Source organism: Geomonas diazotrophica, assembly GCF_019063885.1.
Lineage (GTDB): Bacteria > Desulfobacterota > Desulfuromonadia > Geobacterales > Geobacteraceae > Geomonas > Geomonas diazotrophica.
The window spans coordinates 3,304,494-3,325,098 of record NZ_CP077684.1 but is presented as its reverse complement, the minus strand read 5'-3'; the positions used below and the strand labels follow the sequence as shown (position 1 = coordinate 3,325,098).

Genomic DNA, 20,605 nt, shown 5'->3' with positions numbered 1-20,605 from the left:
CAGTCGAAGACGCGTGTTAAATCGTGCTATCCGAAAGCGCTGGCGCCGGTTTTGGCTGATCGGTGAAGCGTCGGTGATGAGTATGAGCTAAGGAGCGTGATCTCGCCAGCCATTTCTACTAGTGCTGTTGTTGCTTTGTGCCCACCGGTTGACCATTTGGTTTAACAAAAAACTGAATTTTAAGTTGATAACCCCGGGCCCCTCATTCAGTTGAGGACTCCAGATCGCTCAGTAGTATTACCTGGAGGACAGGTTCATGGCGGCTAAGATAGCCTCCTTCATCCTTTCCACGTCCATGAGCCCCCAAATCTTCAAGGCATCTACGCGGGGCCTACCCTCCGTATTAAGCCCAAGGTGCGCCTCGACTGTTGTGAACCGTAGCAGGTGATAGAGGATGTTTTTCAGTTGCCATTCGTAAGAATCGACAAGGATGCCGTCATTGACCAGCATGTGATGCCGCCCGGTGGTCTTGCTCTTTATGCTCCTCGTTTCCCAGATAAAAACCTCGACTGTGGGAGCATCGGCGTACTGGTACAGGAGGCTTGAACACACCGCAAATACTTTCCGTTCCAGAAGTGGCAGCGTTAGTTTTGCTCCAACAAGAACCGTCTCATTCAGCCGTTCGTTTCTCGCCGTCACCCCCAGCAGAATTCCCATCCTTGCAAGTCCCGCATAAAGGCCTCGCAGCATACCGAGACCAGATAAGAAGTAGTGCCGATCGTTCACTTTCACGAAGTAATTCTGGTTATGCTTTTCACAGCTGACGGTTTGAACCTTTACCCAATTGTCGTCTGACGTGCTGTTTCCATCGGGTGGTGCGCTGGTAATGGGGACGATAACCAAGGGTGCCGTGGACATGGCTTGAGCAAAAGCAATAACATCTGCTGGCGTCATGTCTTTAACCTTCAACATTATTTGTCGTTCGAGGCCTCTCTGCATGGTCTTTGCCGCCGCAGCCTTCCACGATTGCCTGGCGTCTTCCAGTTTCTCCTTGAGAATTTCCTCATTCATATTATTCTTGAACGCGGCAAGAATATCGGCCTTGTTGTCCCTGAATATGGTCTCGTTGAATATGGTGTCATCGTCAATAAAACTGATACCCCCATAGGACTTCATGGTGTAGAGGTAGGTGCTGGCCCCATCTTCTATGGGCGACAGTTCGATGTACGGTATGCCGTTAACCCTGAGTTGATTAGCTTTTTCCTCTTCGACCTCATGGGTAACGAAGATTTCCCATGCAAATACATCCCGCTCTCCCCCGGCAGAATACTCTCCGAGCGAAACAATATCGGGCTTAACTTTTCCAGCCACCACCCGCTCCAGAAAATGAGTTGCCTTAACATTTTTGAAGACCGCCTTCGACGAGGAAGAAAAACGCTGGACACCTAAGCTTTCCAGCATGCTTCGCGTCTTACTGGGACGGAGGGCGCCCGTGTAGATGAGTATCTCGACCGATTCTCCCCTTTCCAGGCATCTATGAAGGTAGACTTTAGCTCCCTCATGGAGCAAGGTTTCATAGCTGACGGAGCAGTTGGCGCCCGGCATGTGTACGAAATGGTGACGCCGAATGCTGCCCGCGTTCTTTTTTACGGGATGGCTGCAGAAAGGGCACACCAAGGCCGCACCTGCTGGCACTCGATCGCCGACATGCAGCAAGCGTCCATCGACTGTGTTAATCGCTATCGGGAGTTTGATGTCCATGTTGAACCAAATTGGATGTTTGAAGAGGACGAATTGTGACAGATAGGTGACAACGAGACACCTATATCACGTGGCGTCAAATATCGTTATCTCCTGCTCGTCGAATCTCCATATCCAACCAAAGATTGTTCGAGGCAGGCGGTAGATTCTCCAGGCCCGCGGTACCCAAGAGGAGGTTCCGCCACCTCCTCTGCCAAGGATTAGCATAATGGGTCGCGGAACGAAGTTCCCTTCAAATTTTGCGATGCTTTTTAGAGCTTTGCGGTCGAGAAAGCTAAGGTAGGCATGGCCGGTTGGGTGGGTGTGCCAATCACCGAGATACCAAGCCAACCCGTCGCTCTTTTCGAAAATCCTTTCCATTTCCACCCGGTCTGAAGCGTAGTCGGGACAGAAGGAGTGCCTACCGTGCTGAGCTTTTGGACCGGGTCCGGTTATGCCTGTAATCACAACGTCCTTGTCATCTCCCGAAAAATATCCGACCAAAAGACCCCCAGTCTCCTGGGGGCCCTTCTCTTCGGCGAGTTTTTCCAGCGCCGTCAAATCCCTATGCGATATCCAAACTCGCCTCACTTGTTGCACCGTACACATGATGGGTGAACTGGCAGAGGGTAACTCTGCCATTCGGGAAAGACCATCTGCCCGTCCCTGCGCAGAGTGACGACTCCCACGTCGTTTACCACAGGAGGGTATCCTCCAGCCGAAGTTTCACATAAGGTTGAAACAGCGGTTCTTACACCTGCCAGAGCGATTTCCTCTACGTCAAAACCAGCGGCCTGGAAGGTTACGTCCCCGCACCCTACGGGCTGTAACGCACCAGCTTTTGGGTCGTGCGGGGGGTGGGGAATGTCGCCTGCGTGCAAGGCGTGGAGGTAGCAACAGTAGCATCCTTGGGTGGAATCAGGGTTTATCCGCACTATATCTCCACCCCAGCCTCCTGACCGGGAAGCAACAGAGATGTATGGGATGCCGCGGGAGGAAGCCAGCTCGGCAAGCAAAGCATTGACCCCTCTCTCGGCTGACGCATCGTAGACGAGATCAACGCCATCAAGTAGCGCTGTTAAACACTCCCACTGTTCAAAGTCATCAGAGGCCCCGATGACCATGCGGCCTTCACGATGGAGCTTGCCGCGATGAGCTTCGCCAATCTTGGTGAAAGGGTAGTGCGACGAGATGAAGCTGCTTATCACCCGAACTTTTCCGGCACCAGCGGCAGGGAGGCCTAACGGCCACCGACATGCCGTACCGGGACTTACGTAGTCGCCATCCAACAACCTTAACTCTCCGATCCCTGCGCGGGCGAAAGCCAATGCACTCGGCGCCCCAATACAGCCAAGGCCAATCACAGCAACCGTCCTCTCTCGAAGTATCTGGAGCTCTGGAACCCTCTGGAAAAGGTCTCCTTCTCCAGCGTACTCGGCACGGATGATCCACCTGCTAAAGTATGGCTGTTTTAGTCGTTTTTTACGTAGATCGCAGTGATACGCGAGGAAAATCCAGCCTTCCCTAAATCCGCCGAAGGGGTTTTCCTCTGGGAAGCAAAAGCCGTAGATGCCGCTTCTACCAATTGTTGCCTCTCGCTGAAGGAAGGCATGGACATCGGAATTTTCAGCCGCAATAGTATCGGCCATTCCACCCGCGGAGCTGGCGACTGGTGCCCTCTGTAACCTCTTCCAGGGGTATACGGTCTCGGTGAAAGCTTGACGTTGAAGCCAGTCTAGGAGGGGGGGCGACAGAGCGGAGAGCGGCGTCGAGTTCTTCTCAGCACCCACTATGCGACACACCCATCCTGCAAAACTTTCATTGGGAAGAATGCTTTTGTGGCCGTGGGGAAGGGCGATGGTGATCCGACCGGAGTCGACATTGGCAGGCAGTTGCCAGGAACTGTCTATGAAAAGATACTGGCCCTGTATGGCCGGGTAGTAAACGGAAGCAGGTTCGGCCTGGGAATCCTCTCCCTCAATACGCGAATCTTGATATTGCCGGACGGCGGCCTGTTCCCAGTGAGGCAGCATTTGCAAAATATGCTGGGCTGCCGTCGTCTGTGGTAACCAGTGCTCAGTGCCCCTCTGAAGAAGGCATACCTGACCTGAGCAGGGATCGTAATGGCGAAGGTTACTATCCAGACCCTGGACCAAGAGGGTGGGGCGGAAGTAAGGGTATAAATCAGGATAGATGATGGTTCCATTAACCTCTTCCCCAAGAAGACGCAGGCGTATTTGGATGCTCACCTTACCATCGTTCACGCTGGCCACAGGGCTCATGCCAGCGAGCTGGAGCTCATCGACTTCACGCTCCAGCTCGCCCGGATACCGCTCCCACCATCCCATTAGCCGACCCTCTTCCCGCCACCCGGATCGGGAGGGTTTGGGGGGCGGTTCCCAGGATGTGCAGGAGGAGTGGCCGGCGTGGCGGGAGTTGCTGGTTGGCCGGGACCATTCGGGTTGGCAGGCGTTGCAGGGGTTGCGGGGGTGCCGTTGTTGGTTTTGTCGTCGTGTGCCATTCTCTTTCTCCTATTTAGCGTTTGTCCAGCGGGGGGCAGGGATCATTGCCGTGGCTGTCAGAGTTTGAGATTTTACCGCCGCGGTTGTGAATGATGAACTCAGTGTTCTGGTTCTGGCTGATGGTCCTTCCGCGCTGGACGGCTTCCTGCTTCGTGTCCGTGTGGATGGAAGCCCTCTGGGCTCCATCGCGCTTGACGTCCCACCCGCCATCAGGGTTGGGTACAACGTGGTGCTCGGGTCTCTTCATGGGGGTAATCCTCCTGTATGGTTTGGTGACGATGCAGATATACCATCCTCAGAGATCCGCTGTCAATAAAAATTTAACTATCCGCTAGTTAAAAATTTAACTATGTGTTAAAGTGTGATTATCCAGTCGGGCGCGGGGCCAACTTTTTCGGACCGCGATCAGGCGAAATGTGATACAAGGCCCAAAACAGTTTGAGGAGGAGTTGCCATGAGGACTGGCAAGAAGATCGAAGAAAAAGGAAAGGCGACCATTGGCAAGAGGATCGCGGAGAAACGAAAGGCGGCCAAGCTGACCCAGACTGCCCTTGCTGATGCAGTTGATGTGACTACTGCGTTCATCAGCCAAATCGAATCAGACCACCGAAAACCTTCATACGGTATTTTGGTCAAATTAGCACATGCGTTAGGCATCAATGTTGAGAGTTTTTTTGGAGACACCGATTTAAAAACAACCGATCCGGTAGCCAAAATAGTACTTCAGACTGTTCCATTGCTAGAAGAGGAGAAAAAAAAGAAACTTCTTGAACAAATCTTCCGAATTTCGGGAACCAAGTTCTTTTCAGAGTTTCCATTCCTAACATCTGCGGTTGAATATGCTCAATTTATAATCAGAGAGTTCAAGGTTAATGTTCCTGTTGATGTTTATAGGATTTGCTCTAATCTAGGCGTTGATATTTTGTACGCCGAGCTCGATGGAAAGGATGGCTTACTATACAAAAATAGTGAAGCACCACTTATCGTACTAAGTACGAAGTTGCGTTACAAAGAACGAGAAAGATTTACCATCGCTATCTTTCTTGGGCACTTGATCATTCCTTGGCACGTAAAACAGGTCTTTAGCCGTGGCACGAATCAACGGTCGCTGGAAACAGAGGACCAGTTCGACATAGAAGCGAGAGAATTTGCTGGAGAGTTACTGCTTCCTGGGGAAATGGTGAGGAAGGATCTTGCGAGGGTCGTTCCATCTATTGAAGTTTTTGAACGTCTGGCAAAGGAGAGGTATCAGTGCGCCATGACCGCATTGGCACACAAGTTCTCTGAGTACTACGGTTCTAAAGCAGTATACGTGACATCCAAGGGGGGCGAAATTACGAGAAAATATGACATCGGATTTAAATATAGCCTGAGAACCAATATCAGTGAAGGCTCTGTCGCTCACTCGTTTATAATGAATCCTCCAACTACGAAAGAGACCAGGACGGCAGTGGTACAGGCGAAAATTTGGTTCGAAGACGCCCCCCCGAAGCTTGAAGTAGTTGAAGAATCAATGCTTGATCCTGATTTCGGTGTAACTGTCAGCCTGATCAGGTTGAAGTAGCGGAGCCTCGTGAAACGCCTTCGTAACCTCGTTGTGCGGGCTTTTGTCTGAGGGTCTTTAGCCATTAGTTAGAGCTTAAGGCCATAGGTCTCTCACCTCTAGTGGTCATAGTAGCGGGCGACTCTGCGCGCGCATCACCGAGCAGAATTTCCCTTGCCTCTGAAGAGCAGGCGCTTGAAGAAGAAAATCAACTGACCAAGATACGGTATTAACCACAGTTGTAAGGCTGTTTCAAACTCCTTCTGTCATTCATGGTAACTAACAGGCGCAACTGATTTGTCGCATACACGTGGTACTCCTTTCCAATATGACGACTTTTCCAAAGGATCAGCCTGAAGGAAAGAACATCCTCTCTGTGCCCAAGGAATACCGGTGCCCGCTATGCCCGAACCACCAGGACGACGAAGATGAGTTTGTCTGGAGCGACCTGCTGCAGGCTCCGATCTGCCGAGCGTGTCCCTATGACATAGTTAACGGCTTTGAAGGGTGGAGAGATGCCCCGACACCTGAGCAATATAACCACGTAGATACTATTGACCGGATTCTCCAATTGACCGGATTCACCTTTCAGCAGGTGAAGTTCAAGTTTATGCGGCGACAACTAGTGGTCGGGGGAGGTGCCTCAAGAAATGATGGGAGCAGACCCCCGTCTAAAGACCGACCGGGAACTCAAGGAGTGGAATGCTGTATTGGACTTTCAGATGGCCAAGTTGCGGCAACTAAACAACACGCCCGCGGGAAACAGCCATAAGATCGGTTAAGACAGAACAGTACCGGAGGTAAGCGACACAAAGTGACGTGTAATGCGGGTAGATTGGAAGAGGCGACGTCCTGAAGCGCTGGATAGTCCGTGACAAGATGACTGTGAGTATGATAGGAAACTTCCCATGTGAATTGATATAGTAAAGAGATGGAGGGGATATGAAGGACCACAACCAGGAGTTCCGTATGTTCGATGTCTACCTGGGTGTCCTGCGCAGAAAAGAGGACTTCTTCACATATTTCCTGGCATCTTGCCTCGATTACTGTTACCGCACCCATCGCCCTGTGTTTCGCGACATCCTCACCCTGACCTTCGGGATAGAGGGGGTGACGGACGATTTCTGCCTTCTGTCTCCAAAGGAAGCCTCCCCTTATTTCGCGGCTGAACTGCGCCTGCACGAGCAGTACACCGGCTCGTCCATCATGCGCGAGTTCCCGCTTCCCGCTAAGGACGGGCGCACCTATTACCTGGACCTGGCGTTTTTGGTCCAGACTTCTGCCGGCTCCCTGCCACTCTTTGTCGGCATCGAGGGGAAAGTCTTCGATACCAGCGTAAAGCCGGGGCAGATGGCGCGATACTGGAACTCGCTCAACACGATAATCCGCCAGCCGCAGTCCCCGGCTAGGAAGTTTCTCCTCCTTTCCACCCTGGGCGTCGGGAGCCTTGCGGAGGCTGAGGTTATGGAGACCCGAAAGAGCTTTCCCCATACCGGCCTCATCGTGTGGGGAGAATTTGCTCCCCATTTTGAAAAGATCCAGAACGATTACTTCCAGCACGCCTGGCGCGACGCCTACCATCAGCTGCAGCTAAATGCCGAATCGGACCGGTGCCAAGAAAAGAAGGAGCCTGTGCCGATGTACGGTCTGGCCAGGTATCTGAACGACGAGGAGCATTTCGACGTGCTCAGCCGGCTAAGCTGTGATGCTGGCAATCCGGAGGCGGTGCGGAACAGGAGAGGGGAGGAAGTGGACCTGTTCCTGTCCAGATTCAGCGAACAGGAACTGGAGGACTTGTGCGACTGGTTCATCGCGCTCTTTGGGCGTGCCAGGAACATGACGCCGCGACTGTCTGGAGACGATGGACTCGACCTCAAGCCTCTTCTTCGCGCCAAGCTCGAGGCAGAAGAGAGCGAGGACCAGTGTGGCGAGCTGGCAGAGGAGCTGTTCCGGATCGCCGGGCGCGACGGACTTCCGAGCTTCATCACCGGGCAGCTCTCCCAGGTTGCGGCGCTGGCTCGGCAACATCAGCATGCGTCGTTGAGGGAAAAGGTCATCGAGCGGTTCGTGGCATCTGCCAAGGAGGGAACGCGTGGTTTTTACCGGCGTCTACTCTCCGCCCCCCAGTTGCTCGACGTCGTGAAGCTGAAGAGTGATGCCACTTCCGAGCTCAACGATCTGGGACTCAGGGTGCGACTGAAGGAAAAGGTCGGGGAGAAGCCACTGGATATCTCAGTGGCTACCCTGGGCAAGGACAGAATCATTCTACGCATGTTGAAGTAAAGGTCCAAGGAGATTCAAGATGTCCATGCCTCTCAACATCGACGCGACGCTACACTTTTTCCTCTTCCCTGACAGGACCTCCGCCCGCGCGGCACGGCGAGCAGTCGCTGAGCATGGAGGCGCTGCTGGGCTCGTCGTGGGCACCTGGCAGGAGCTCCTGGAGCGCGCCCGAGAGGCGTACCTCTTGCCGGAACCAAGATCGCCATGGCAGGATGCGCTGGAAAGCGCCGCAGGCGAGCTCTCCGGCTCATTCTGGAACGCCAGCCTCGCAGTGGCTCCTGGAGAGACAATAGAGACCGTATCCTCGACCCTCGCTCTTCTCCTGGAGGGCGCGGGCCCCTCCGGCCGACTCACCATTCCTGCTGATGGCATCCTTCCATCCCGCGCTCACCGGCACCTTCGCGATCTCGGCCGACTCCATGAACGGATGGGCTTCCTACTCCCGCCCCACCTTGAGGTGATCTCATCGATTCTAGGGGCAGGGCCGGAACAGGCGATCCGTTTCTTGCGGGTCTACCGTGATCCGGTACGCCTGAAACTCGACCCTTGGCAGGAGGCGCTCCTCGAGAAGCTTTCACGTGATTGTTCTGCGGACGGAGGGGGCTTTGCCGCGCTCCATACCGCTGTGATGGCTTGTGTTCCTGCCGCCAAACCGGAAACTTCACTCGGTGCTCTTCAGCGCAACATTTTCGGAGCAGGTGAGGCAACCGCGTCGCTCGACCCTTCCGTGCAGTGCCTGGCGGTGAGGGATTTTCTGGAAGAGGTTGAGGTGGCGGTGGGGATGGCCCAGCAGGCCCTGTCTGATGACCCCGCACTTGCACCGTCCGACCTCGGCTTCCTGGTACCGGACGAGCGGTGCTATCTTGACGCTCTTGATCTCCTGTGTCGCCGCGCGGGACTGCCGCTGTCTGGCCTTCCCGTGGAGAAGCCGGTGCGCGACTTGGGGAAGGAGGCGGTATTCTCTTTTCTTGCTACCCGCCGACAACCGCCCCCCGCACTGGCCCTTGCTGCGCTCCTTTCCTCTCCGCTCATGCCCTGGAGCCGGGAGACCGGTAACGATTTGGCCCAGGAGGCAGTAGGAGAGGGGGCACCTGATCTGCGGGCGCCTCAGTGCATGACGGAAAAAGGAAAGCGGATGCTGCGCCTTCTGGCCAAGCGCAGTGATGATGCAGCTGGTTTGGCCAAAGCGCTGCTTCGATTCGCTGCGCTCCTGCATAGTGTTGAGGGGATGGAAGTCCATGTGGCGCGGGCCCTGGCTACGATAAAACGGTGCCGAGCGGAGCTCACGGAGGAAGGGGCGGTGCCTTGGGGGGACCTCATGAGGATCTCTGCGCCAGAAACGGTAACTGGTCCTGCGGCCGGGACCCTGGTGCGGGAGGGAGCAGCGGTATTCCTTGACCACGAACTCCCGTGGCGCCAAGTGCGACACCTTTTCGTGCTCGGTTTCGTGAACGGCCGCTATCCGCGGGAGCACTCGGTGTCATCCGTCTTTTCCGACGCAGATTTCGAAGCTCTTGCGGTCGCTGGTTACGCCATCGAGACCCCCGGTGCAGGGGCACTGCGGCGCCGTTCCCATCTGCGGGAGCAGATCGGTTGTGCGTCGCAGCGACTCAACCTGTTAATGTCCCGTCGTGATCCCTTCGGTAAACCGCTGCGCCCCTCCCAGACCCTCACCTACCTGGCCAAGGTATTCGGAGCGGACGAACCTGACGAGCTGGTACTGGAACTGGACCGGGAAGAAGAACGAATGAAGGTGGTTTCTCTGCCGACCGCCCCGCTGGCTTATCCGCTGCCGAAGCGCGAGCTGAAAAAGGACGATCTCTTCCTCAAGCGGGATCTCCTGGCGATCCACTGTTACGAGGACGGCTCGCCCAAACCGCAATCCCCCAGCAGTCTCGACACCCTTATGGTCTCGCCCTTGGCATGGCTCCTCAGCCGAGCCGGCCTACAGCCGCGGGAGTGGAGCCCGGAGTCCCTGGATGTCGCCTCCAAGGGAACCTTGGCCCATCACGTTTTCGAGCACCTCTTCAGGCCCGGCCAACCGCTGCCGAGCCCCGCGGAGGTAAGGGCGCAGGTGCCTATCCTGCTCGACCAGGCAATCGAACGGAAGAAGCCGCTTCTCTTGGAGCCGGAGTGGCATGTGGAACGTCGTCACCTCGCAAAGGAGGTCGAGGTGGCTGCGCTGCACTGGAGGGGGCTGTTAGACCAGATCGGGGCGGAGGTTCTGGGGAATGAAGTCTGGCTCAAGGGGGTGCTCGATACCCTACCCATCCATGGCAGCGCCGATCTGTTGCTGAGGCTTCCGGGAGGGCAGCTCTACGTAGTCGATTACAAGAAGGCCGGGAGCGGACAGCGGCGCGAGCGTATGAAAAAGGGGTACGACAGTCAGGCATCCCTGTATCGTCTCATGATCCAGACCGGCGGCAGCAAGTCTGCTGATGGTGCCCTTAAGGAGGCGTTGGAGCAAGCTGGCGAGATAGGGGTGGTGTACTACCTTATGAATGATCAGACCGCTCTTGCGGATAGCAGTGGCTGGATCGACGGGAAGGTGGCAGGAATGGAGGAACTGGGCGCCGGCATCTCCGCTAAGGCCATGGAGTTGATCAGGGAGAGGATTGCCGAACTGCGCCAGGGGAAGGTGACTCTAAATCACGAGAATGATCCGGAGTGGTTCAAGTCTAATGCTGGCATCACCATCTACGCCCTGGACGACACTCCGCTCATACCATTATTCATGAAGAACGACTCCGGAGACGCAGGTGAGGATACCACCGACCAAGTTCGACAAAAGGGGAACGTTTGATGACCATACCGCCGCTTACGATCATCCCGGCGGGAGCCGGATCGGGAAAGACCTATACGCTGCAGAAGACTTTGGCGGAGTGGGTGAACAAGGGATGGGTCGAACCGGATCGCATTGTGGCCGTAACGTTTACTGAAGCCGCAGCCGGGGAGTTGAAGGACCGCATTCGCGAGGAGCTGGTCTCGCGGGGGCGGCTCGATGACGCTCTCAAGCTGGAGCGCTCCTATATCTCCACCATTCATGGGTTCGGCCTTAGGGTGCTCAGCGAGTTCGCCTTCGATGCCGGGCTCTCCCCGGCGCCACGTCTCTTGAATGAGGACGAGGAGGCGGTCCTGATACGCACCGCTCTTGCGGCAGCCGATCGGGCAGAGGATGTGCTGGCGAACCTTGCCGCCTACGGCTACCGTTACAACTTCAACACCGGTACCGGTGCCGAGGACCAGTTCAAGGAGCGGGTGCTGCAACTGATAGCGAAGCTTCGCTCCATAGGGCGTTTGGAGGAGGATCCCCGGATCACGCCGCATGCGCTGAAGATGGTCGAGAGGGTATACGGGCAGACGGTGCAGGCCAAGCCTCTCAAGGAGGCGCTGCAACGGGCGGTGACGTCCCTCCTGCAAGCCTTTCCCAAGAGCCTCGCTCCTCTTTTTGCCGGGAACAAGACGGCTGAAAAGGAGTTTAGGGAGGACTTCCTGGCTCTGGCCCGCGCCTCAAATCCGGAGAACCTGGACCAAGACTGGCAGACCTGGCAGCGCCTGCGACAGCTCAGGCTCTCCAAGCGGGGGGCTCAAACCCCGGGCGGCTACGATGCGTTGGCGGAAGTGGTGATGGCGGCCGCCGAGGCGCTTCCTACTCACCCGGGCCCCCGGGAACAGGCGATGAAACACGTCGAGGGGTTGCTGGAGGTGAGCCAGGAATGCCTGAATCAGTATGCCGAGGGCAAGAAGGCGAAGGGACTCGTGGATTACAGCGACATGCTGGCGATAAGCCAGCGCCTCCTCGCCCAGCGGCCGGACGTCCTTCAGGAGTTGAAGACGCGGGTGGACTGCCTGGTCATCGATGAGTTCCAGGACACGAACCCCCTGCAGTTCGCTCTGGTGTGGGCACTTTTCTCAAGCGGTGTCCCTGCGGTGATCGTCGGGGACCTCAAGCAAGCCATCATGGGCTTCCAGAACGCGGACCCGCGTCTTCTCGAGAACCTGGCAGCACGCAATGAGACAAGGCCTTTGACCGGTAACTGGCGTTCGACTCCGAAAGTCATGAAGTGGGTGAACCAGGTGGGGAAGGCGCTGTTCGGGGATGCCTATACCGAGCTCACTCCCATGGCGAACTATCCCAGCCATCAGACGGCGCTGGAGGTGATGGACTTCGAGGAGGGACCGTACCGGGGAAGCACGCGGATACCCGCTCAGTACACGGCGCTCAGAATCCGTGATCTTTTAGCGGATGATGAGCAGAAGATCTACGACAAGCGCCTCAAGAAGGAGAGGAGGATCCGCGGCGGAGATGTAGCGGTTCTCTGTCCCGCCAAGGAGCGGCTTGAGAGGTACGCCGAGGCCCTGCGGCAATTGGGCATCAAGACACGCATGGACGAGGACGGTTGGTTTGATTCCCGCCCCGTGCAGATCGCCTTTCATGCCCTCAGCTACCTTGCCGACCATACGGATCGTCATGCAGCCCTTTATCTGGCGGTGACAGAATTGGGGAGGCACGATCTCCAGAGCGCCGTAGCGGAACTGTTAGACGGCCGGAAGCTCGACGACCCGGTGCTGGCGAGACTGGATGCACTGGTCCCATCTTCCGTCGAGGCCACGGTGACAGAACTGGTGGCCGCGGCATTGGAGGCACTGGATCTCTATGATGGCTGCAGCTGTTGGCCCGATGCCGCCTCGGCACGTGCCAACCTGCTTCGGCTGCAGGGAGAAGCTGCGGAATTCCAAGGCGCGAACGTCGATGCTCTGGTCAGCGGCAGGTACTATGGCACCGGCTTGAAAACTTTCCTTGCCTGGCTACGCGGCAAGGTGGAGCGGGATAACAAGCAGCCGGCACCACGGGTACTGGACGAGGACGCCGTTGTGCTCACCACCTGGCACAGCTCCAAAGGGAGGGAATGGCCGGTTGTCGCGGTGTGCGCCACCGACACGGAGGTTTATTCCCGTTTCCCCGAAATGTCGGTTGTGTACGAGGATTTTGACGACTTGGCTGCAGTTCTCGATAAAGCCAGTATGGAGATCAGCCCCGCCTTTGTGGCTCCTGAGACGCAGGAGCGTTTTGCCGAGCCGCTGATGCCGGAACTTCGGGAATCCGCACTTCGCCTTATTTATGTCGCCATCACGAGGGCGCGCGAGAAGGTGATCCTGGAGTGCCGCCGGTACCAGGAACCCGAAAAGTCGTCGTACTGGACCATTCTACAGCAAGCGGGCCGGGTCGAGATTGACGGTAATAAGATGATCGTGCTTGGGGAGAAGTTCGACTGTCGCGTGGTGCAGTGCGGAAAGCATGCCCCCGAGGGTTTTGAAGATGAGACCTCTCAGGGCACAACGGAACTTCCATTCTTCGGCAGGCGGGCGATCCGGCAGGGCGCGCAGTACTGTAAGTTGACACCGGAAGTCGTGACACCCTCCTCGCAGCATGGAGCAGAAGCTGGGATGATAAACACCATTACTTATGGTGAACCGCTCCGTGTGGATCTGGGGATCAAGGGATTTGACCGCGGGACCTTCTTGCACCGCTGTTTTGAAGCTTCCGTGGATACTCCCGATCGCCTGCAGCTTGTGGCGGATTCTCTTGGGATAAAACTAAGCGATGCGGGAAGAGCTGCTATCGGTATCGGGATAGAAGCCTTCCGTACCTGGCTCAAAGATTTCTTGGTGGCTGAAAGGGCCCATGTGGAAGTGCCGATCCTGGCCCAGAATGCGGAGGGCAGCGTGGTGGCCGGTTCCATCGACCTGCTGGTAGAGACCCCCGCGGGTCTGTGGATAGTGGATCATAAGAGTGACCAATCCGAGGAATTTGACAGTCTTTTTGCTTTTTATCGGCCACAACTGGAGGTTTATCGTGAAGCGGTGTACTCACTGTGGCCAGATAAGAAGGTTTTAGGTATCGTCATCAACTGGGTGAGCCACGGGAAGGTAAGCATGTCCGGGTAGGGTGCTAAAACTGTGCGTACGCTGAATGCTGGACGCGTCGGTGGCCTCCACCTCTGCACTCGCCCCCCCGAGGTGGCAGGCCGGCCTACGTTTCGGCGCCCACTGTACTAACACGATGGTGCACCCGGTACCGTAGCGCCGCAGTTTCGGCAAGACCTTTGTCTTTGCACCTGAGTTTACGCTCAAGCTCCTTCATCCGGCGATGATCGTGCCGAGCATGCCCCGTGTGTGGCATGAACAAGAGTCCCTGTTTAAGTGGACGGTCAATTGATACAAAATCTGCTGTAGGATGTGATGTTTTTGCAACATGGTTGACCGCCATGTTTTAGCATGATATTTGCGAATTTAGTTGTGTGTTAGATCCAGACATGCGTCAAGGCGGTTTACAGTCCTTTCGGAACCTCACCGCTTTTGCCTTTTTTTCATAGTCGCCTGATAGTTATGTTCACTCAGATTCTTACTCAGCAGACGGGCACTCACTGGATAAATGATCATCCGACACAAAGAGTCACGAGAACTGGCTGTCAGCAGTCATTTCTGAAATGCACCGGGCGGAGACTCAACGATGAAGAATGCTGCCATTAACGATTCTTGGATACCGGGATCTGCGGAGGAGTGGTTTGTCTGGCTTACCGGAGAAGAGCGCAAAACGCGTGCTTCCTATCTTGCGAAGCCGGCCAATTTGATCGCGGATTACAGACACGAGAAGGAAATCACCCGCGATTATGAAGGTCGAGAGATTCTTGAGTTGCTGCAGAATGCAGCGGATCAGGCTCAGGAAAGTCAAGTTGCGGGACGCGTGGTTCTAGAATTGTTGCCGGAAGGGCTTGTTGTCGCAAATACGGGCGCGACGTTTTCCGTCGGCGGGGTCCTTTCCTTGGCAACGGCAAACCTTAGTCCAAAATGGCGCAGGCGGAGAAATTTCATCGGCAACAAAGGTTTGGGATTTCGGTCCATCCTAAATTGGTCACGTTCTCCCATCATTCTGAGTGGTGCACTTGGCATCTCCTACAATCGATCATTTTCTGAGCGGATACTGTCGGAGTTGATAACCCAGAGTGAGGAACTTGCCGATCGAATTTCTGAGGAAATGGGCGATCCACAGGATCTCATCCTTCCTATTCTACCGTTTCCAAGTTATTGCGAAACCGGGAGGGTCGATGATCTGGCGGGTGGTGCTGCGGAAAAGTTGATTCTCGAGCGGTGCAAATTATGGAGGGAAGAGGGATATGACACGGTCATGGGGATGCCGTTCGATCAACCTAATGCCTTTTATGCGGCGCGTAAGCAGCTTGACAATTTGCGGCCGGAGATTCTTCTCTTCGTTTCCAACTTGAAAGAAGTACGGTTTATAACTGAAGATTGCCCGGAGAGGACCTGGAGATCCGAAGGTGATGCAAACCTGTCGATGATAACGCAAAATGATGAGCCATTAGGATTGTGGAAGGTTCACCGCACATCTGGAACCATCCCGGACGAAAAGCTGGATTCAGACCAAAAAGGTCCGTTGGATTTCGAAATAATGATTGCGGTCCCCGATGTTGAAAGCAAGAGCGAATTGAAATCGTCACCCCTTTTCTCTCATTTCCCCACTGAGATGGATCTCCCTCTCCCCGTGGTTTGCCATGCGACATTGGTTCTCAACCAAAGCCGGAACCATACCCAGCAATGCGGTAGCAACAGTTACGTTCTCGAACAACTAGCGACATTCATCGCAACGGTTGCAGAAATCCGCTCCGAAAAATATCCAGATGGACCGAATGCCGGTTTTCGGCTACTTCTCCCCTTGAAAAGCTACCCGAACGATCTTACCCGAGAGAAGTTTCCGGAGCAATTGATGGCTGCTGCGAGGAGTCGAAAGGTTGTTCCGACTCTCAGTGGTACTGCATGCTATCCGCATGAAGCGCGTCTGGTGACCGGGGCAAGTGCTGAGTGGCTGCCAGTTACTTCGTTCTCAGATGTGGTCTCATATTCGGAGCAGGAGGAAAAAGAGCTTTTTGCCACTTTGGGAGTGCCAGAAATGCATGGCACTGATCTGAAGGCCAGGATTCAAGGTGTCAACGACATTCGAATAAAAGATCGAGCCGCAATAATCTCCGGATTCATCAAGAACTGCGTTGATAGATCGGCTCACAGTTCTTCTTTGCTTTTGGACAGCAATGGTACTCCAGTCCCCGATTCTGTCAGAATATTTCCCTCCCCCAGTAGCGGGGTGCCTCCGGTTCTCCCGTCATGGCTTTCGCTTAGATTTCTGCATGACGAATTGCGCATCGAGTTGATGCGCCAACTCGAAGCGCAAGATGTACGCGATCTTCAGACAAAACTCTCGTCATTTGGTGTTCAGGAATATTCTCTCGCCAATCTCATTCGGAGGTTGATCGCCGCTTCGAATCGGCGTAAACGGGATAACCCTGCGCTGTCACCCAGCATCGATAAAGAGTTGCGGAGTACGGTGTATGGTTTGTATCAGTCCGAAGGGAAAACGGGTAGGAGACCGGAATATCCTGACAAATCTCCGCTTCCTTTGCCGAATCAGGCAGGGACGGCGAGTCCCGCAGATGAACTGTACTTTGGGCGAGGGTTCGGTGCGCAAGGAAATATTGTACAAGCTTTGTTCGAAAGCTGGGCACCGGAAAAGCTGTTAGTTGATCCTATAGAACTGGGATCCCCTTGCGAGACTACTGAGCTGAGCCATTTTCTATCCTGGCTTGGGGTGGCTGAATGGCCGAGAGAAATATTAATTGACGAGGTGGACACAGGGTTTAGGGGATATGTACTAGGGAAGATAGCATACCCTGCCAGGTTCGAAGATTATATCTTCCAATCTAAGGATAAGGTGCAGAATGCTTCACTCAGGAAAGTTCGTAGCGTTGACGGTTTGAATGAGATTGTCAGAGATGCCGATTATGCGGCAGTGATAGCATGGCTCGCTCTTGATACTCGCATACATCAATGGGGCAGACCGCAATCGTCACACGCTGAATTGACAAGCATCTACAGCTCCGATCGAGTCCGCAGGCAGTATAAGGAACCGTTGCCCTGCTATATTCGCTGGAAGATCGAGAATTCCACTTGGATTCCCAATGAGTCAGGGGATGCGTTGAGGCCGAGAGACTGCGTAGTTGGGCAGCGTGCCATAGAGGCTCTCTTCCCACGCCCACCGAAGCCTTCATCGGAGACTATGCATACTTTTGGTGTTTCGGATGCCGATTTACTTGATGGCTGGCGCAGATCGGGCGTTGTGACGAGTTTGGCGGAGCTCGAACTGGATGACATATATGCGCGTCTTGTTGAAATGCCAAAGCGCGATCCTGAGGGGCGACAGGCCAAAGCTTTATATCGCTGGCTATTGGACGCTTCAGATTCCGCTATGGGGCATGGGCAACTAGCAAGAGAGGAGTTTATAAAACACGGCAAGATGTGGGGACATGCGGGAGGCGCGTCGAACTATTACCCGGTTTCCGATTTGCGACATGCCGATTCTGAGGGTTTGCCCCCCAGCCTCTTGAATAATTTGAAAATAGTCGATCTACCATTCAGGGTCGGTCCAGATAAGGTTGATCGCGTTTTCGGCGTCAAAGCGATTGATCGTATGGGCATCGAACAACGGGTGAAAAGCTTTCAGCTGGCAGATGATAGAGATGAAGATTTCCAAAAAGCAAAACCATTTTTATACCGTCTGCGCACATCTCAAACGAGCCAGACCCAGCATTTGAATGCCTTGAAGCTTCTTTCTCTCAAGGTCTGTTTCGAATTGGTCGCCGTGATTCGCTATGAAGACCGAGATTTTGAGTTTGTGCCGCCGGTGTGGGGCTGGATAATCGAAAATAATGTCATTTATGTACGTTCAGATCCTGCTGATCCTCTTGATATAGCTTCTGACCTCCTTGCCGACTCGGTAGGCGCTGCTATCGCATCAATCTTTCGCATCGGCGATGGCGGTGAATTTGCCAGGATGTTTCTATGCAAAGGAAAGGACAGGAAAAGCCTCTTGAAAAAGATGAGGGGAGAAGAAGCAGACGAAAATATGGAGCAGATTATAGAAGAATTCGGAGGCACAGATGCTTTGGCGCGAGTTGCCGCTATGCCGACGAATCTACCGATTCGCGAGCCTGAGCTAAAAAATGAAGATCAACCAACTGATCATGTGACAGATTCAAAACCCGGAGCTCAACCTGATAAGGAAACCTCTCCGACTGATCAGCAAAACGGCGACAGCCTATTACGGGTCGATCAGGAAACGCACGTTCCCTCTGGAGTTCCGAAACGTCAGGATCTCAAAGTTAATAAGATGACGGGAGGTCCGAGGACGTATACGGCAGCTCATCGTATAACAGATGGTGCGTTCTGCGAGAAGAAGGCCATGGAGTTTGAAGAGGCTGACACCCCACCACGATATCCGCTTCAAGTTGGGCAACTGACTGGAACGTCGGCGTTCGGTTGCGATATCTTAAGTTTCAGAAGTGTTGAGGACAGGGAGGCATTCAAGTCAGGGGCGAACAGAGGTCTCGACAAAGTACTTCGATTTATCGAGGTGAAGGGGCGCAAGCATGAAAGCGGCGCAATCGAATTGAAAGGCAACGAACGCACTTCAGCAGTTAATAACAAGAGCAAGTACTTCATTTACAGGTTGTACAAGTCCGGAGTCCGCGAATACCAATTGAGTATTTTGCAGGATCCTCTCGGGCAAAAAGAAGCACTTGAGCCTGCCGTTTATGTTGATTTGAATCGTGCGAACGAAACTCAGAAATTTTCTCTAATCGGCGGTATCCAAGAAATGGTAAATGGCTAATCCTAGATAAACATTGGACTGGAACCACTCGGAAGGTGAATTTCAACGAGTTGATTTCGTTGTTTTAGCTAAATTACTTCCCTTCTCAGCCAGTTACATTTGAACCATCTCTCGTTACACTCAAAATAGGTCAAGTAGTTACAGCCAACCTTTCAAAACTGTCCCCGGTCTGCGTTCCAAAACGCAGTCGGGGATTTGTTTTTCCGAAGTATCACAAAGTTGTGCCCCAAGTTGAAACCCTGGATACGTCCTCTTCAAGCATTGAACACTTCACCATTTCTGTTGGCTTTTTTTTTCTTCGCTAAAACAAGTTCGCTCTTCCACACACGCGTCACCTAAAAATTGTCTGCCTCGCCAGGCATTCCCCTAAATACCGCATCTGGGAGGTATTCCCAGCTGTCGGGATTTCTAGCCTCAAAGGGGGAAGCCGACTGTATGGTCTTGGGGCAATTACAATCATTTGTACCATTACAGGAACATGATCACTACCACGATGCCTGTAAATTCGGCTTCTTCTCCATCCTGTCTAACAATGACCATGGCAAAAAACAGCACAGTTACCCGCTCAGTTTTTTGCCCAAGATTCGGACTCTTATAGATCCGCGAAAAGATACCTACATTTCGCAAGGAGAATTTTATAAGCCAAATCGCCTGCTCGTAAACTTGGCTCGCCTTGGACTCCTGTTTCTGGACCTGGACTACTACAACCAGCCAGAACTAAAGGATCTAACTCCCCAGCAGGTGGCAGGGCAGGTATTAGAGTACTGCAACTTTGAAGGAATCCCTGAACCGAGTGCCATAGTCTCAAGCGGGAGGGGAGTGTATCTAAAGTGGTATTTGATAAAACCGGTTCCTGCAAAAGCGCTTCCTCGCTGGAATGCAATAATGGGCCATCTAGTTGCGTTGTTTTCAAAATTTTCAGCGGACACTAGAGCAAAAGATGCATGCAGGGTGTTACGTTTGGAGGGCACAACAAATGAGCGAACAGGTGAAATCGTTCGGGTTATTTATCAAAGTGGGCAAACGCATGATTTTGAGGATCTTGCGAGGGAGATCCTTCCTGCATGCCGAAAACTGTGCTTGGAGCATCGCCAAAAGAAAATTGCACAGTCGCGACCACAAGGAGTCACCGGCAAAGGCAACACTACAGGCCTTCAAAAACTCTCCCCTAAGCAACTCAATTGGGACAGGCTTCACGATCTCCGTACCCTTGCTGAACTGCGCGGTGGTGTAGAGATCGGCTACCGCGATACCTTCCTTTTCCTCGCCACATGCTTTGTTTCGTGGTTCGTCGTTGATGTCTATGACGAGATCCGTGCGCTTTGTCATGAATTCTCGCCAGGGCTGAGTTTAGCAGAGGCTCACAACTACTCATCGACAGCCATTGCTAGAGCTAAAGACGCCCATGCGGGGATACTTCAAAACTACCAGGGGATGCAAGTTGATCCTAGGTACCGGTTTAGAAATCAAACACTCATCGACTGGCTACAAATCAGTTCTTCCGAAGAGCGACAGATGAAAACCATTATATCCGAGGCAGAAGCGGCAGAGCGTCACCGTGAGAGAAACCGGAAGCAAGTAACCAGAGCCGATTATCTGGCCAAGGCGGAAGATCGCAAAAACGAGATCCTTCAGCGCAGAGCGAAAGGCGAAAGCCAAAGGCAAATAGCCTCTACAATGGGGATATCTCGGGGGGCAGTAGAGTATTATCTGAGAAGCTAAAAGGCTATGGGCTTTGCCCATAATATACATACGCAGGACTTAAGCCACCTGCCCAAGAGACGGCCATTACACCTTGGTGAGACTTCGAAGTCCCTAGAGAGTAAGCCGATGATG

The 20,605-nt window shown here is 54.0% G+C and carries 11 protein-coding genes; 7 read left to right on the top strand and 4 right to left on the bottom strand.

Annotated elements, in window-relative coordinates:
• Positions 1–237: 237 nt before the first annotated feature.
• Positions 238–1,401 (bottom strand): hypothetical protein, encoded by a 1,164-nt coding sequence (locus KP003_RS14360; RefSeq protein WP_217299776.1) that lies wholly within the window; start codon positions 1,399–1,401, stop codon positions 238–240.
• A gap of 75 nt (positions 1,402–1,476) precedes the next feature.
• Here KP003_RS14360 and KP003_RS14355 point away from each other — a divergent pair, with 75 nt between their 5' ends.
• Positions 1,477–1,740, top strand: a complete 264-nt coding sequence (locus tag KP003_RS14355; protein WP_217299775.1) for a hypothetical protein — start codon at positions 1,477–1,479, stop codon at positions 1,738–1,740.
• Between the two features lie 27 nt (positions 1,741–1,767).
• On the opposite strand, the gene KP003_RS14350 is transcribed toward KP003_RS14355, so the two are convergent.
• The 3 genes from KP003_RS14350 to KP003_RS14340 all read right to left on the bottom strand — a co-directional run bounded on the left by KP003_RS14350 (position 1,768) and on the right by KP003_RS14340 (position 4,449).
• Positions 1,768–2,241, bottom strand: coding sequence for a Mov34/MPN/PAD-1 family protein (locus tag KP003_RS14350; RefSeq protein WP_217299774.1), 474 nt, complete (start codon positions 2,239–2,241; stop codon positions 1,768–1,770).
• A gap of 26 nt (positions 2,242–2,267) precedes the next feature.
• Positions 2,268–4,028 (bottom strand): ThiF family adenylyltransferase, encoded by a 1,761-nt coding sequence (locus KP003_RS14345; RefSeq protein ID WP_217299773.1) that lies wholly within the window; start codon positions 4,026–4,028, stop codon positions 2,268–2,270.
• Between the two features lie 187 nt (positions 4,029–4,215).
• Positions 4,216–4,449 carry a DUF2188 domain-containing protein gene (locus tag KP003_RS14340; RefSeq protein ID WP_217299772.1) on the bottom strand — a complete coding sequence of 78 codons (234 nt, stop codon included), beginning with the start codon at positions 4,447–4,449 and terminating at the stop codon, positions 4,216–4,218.
• 207 nt (positions 4,450–4,656) lie between these two features.
• On the opposite strand from KP003_RS14340, the gene KP003_RS14335 reads away from it, so the two are divergent.
• The 6 genes from KP003_RS14335 (at position 4,657) to KP003_RS14310 (ending at position 20,491) form a co-directional block, all read left to right on the top strand.
• Positions 4,657–5,766 carry an XRE family transcriptional regulator gene (locus KP003_RS14335; RefSeq protein WP_217299771.1) on the top strand — a complete coding sequence of 370 codons (1,110 nt, stop codon included), beginning with the start codon at positions 4,657–4,659 and terminating at the stop codon, positions 5,764–5,766.
• A 921-nt stretch (positions 5,767–6,687) separates the two neighbouring features.
• Positions 6,688–8,028: a hypothetical protein gene (locus KP003_RS14330; protein ID WP_217299770.1), complete on the top strand. Its 1,341-nt coding sequence runs from the start codon at positions 6,688–6,690 to the stop codon at positions 8,026–8,028.
• A 19-nt stretch (positions 8,029–8,047) separates the two neighbouring features.
• Entirely contained in the window at positions 8,048–10,831 is a 2,784-nt protein-coding gene (locus KP003_RS14325) for a PD-(D/E)XK nuclease family protein (protein WP_217299769.1), read from the top strand.
• Positions 10,831–13,977 carry a UvrD-helicase domain-containing protein gene (locus tag KP003_RS14320; protein WP_217299768.1) on the top strand — a complete coding sequence of 1,049 codons (3,147 nt, stop codon included), beginning with the start codon at positions 10,831–10,833 and terminating at the stop codon, positions 13,975–13,977. Before KP003_RS14325 ends, KP003_RS14320 begins: the two co-directional genes overlap by 1 nt.
• Before the next feature lie 565 nt (positions 13,978–14,542).
• Positions 14,543–18,769 (top strand): protein NO VEIN domain-containing protein, encoded by a 4,227-nt coding sequence (locus KP003_RS14315; RefSeq protein ID WP_217299767.1) that lies wholly within the window; start codon positions 14,543–14,545, stop codon positions 18,767–18,769.
• A gap of 435 nt (positions 18,770–19,204) precedes the next feature.
• Positions 19,205–20,491 carry a helix-turn-helix transcriptional regulator gene (locus KP003_RS14310; protein WP_217299766.1) on the top strand — a complete coding sequence of 429 codons (1,287 nt, stop codon included), beginning with the start codon at positions 19,205–19,207 and terminating at the stop codon, positions 20,489–20,491.
• Positions 20,492–20,605 lie beyond the last annotated feature (114 nt).

Coding starts and splice junctions, on each gene's coding strand:
- KP003_RS14360 (WP_217299776.1), bottom strand. CDS start 1,401: ATGCTGGAAAGCTTAGGTGTCCAGCGTTTTTCTTCCTCGTCGAAGGCG.
- KP003_RS14355 (WP_217299775.1), top strand. CDS start 1,477: ATGAAGGTAGACTTTAGCTCCCTCATGGAGCAAGGTTTCATAGCTGAC.
- KP003_RS14345 (WP_217299773.1), bottom strand. CDS start 4,028: ATGGGATGGTGGGAGCGGTATCCGGGCGAGCTGGAGCGTGAAGTCGAT.
- KP003_RS14340 (WP_217299772.1), bottom strand. CDS start 4,449: ATGAAGAGACCCGAGCACCACGTTGTACCCAACCCTGATGGCGGGTGG.
- KP003_RS14335 (WP_217299771.1), top strand. CDS start 4,657: ATGAGGACTGGCAAGAAGATCGAAGAAAAAGGAAAGGCGACCATTGGC.
- KP003_RS14330 (WP_217299770.1), top strand. CDS start 6,688: ATGAAGGACCACAACCAGGAGTTCCGTATGTTCGATGTCTACCTGGGT.
- KP003_RS14325 (WP_217299769.1), top strand. CDS start 8,048: ATGTCCATGCCTCTCAACATCGACGCGACGCTACACTTTTTCCTCTTC.
- KP003_RS14320 (WP_217299768.1), top strand. CDS start 10,831: ATGACCATACCGCCGCTTACGATCATCCCGGCGGGAGCCGGATCGGGA.
- KP003_RS14315 (WP_217299767.1), top strand. CDS start 14,543: ATGAAGAATGCTGCCATTAACGATTCTTGGATACCGGGATCTGCGGAG.
- KP003_RS14310 (WP_217299766.1), top strand. CDS start 19,205: ATGGTCTTGGGGCAATTACAATCATTTGTACCATTACAGGAACATGAT.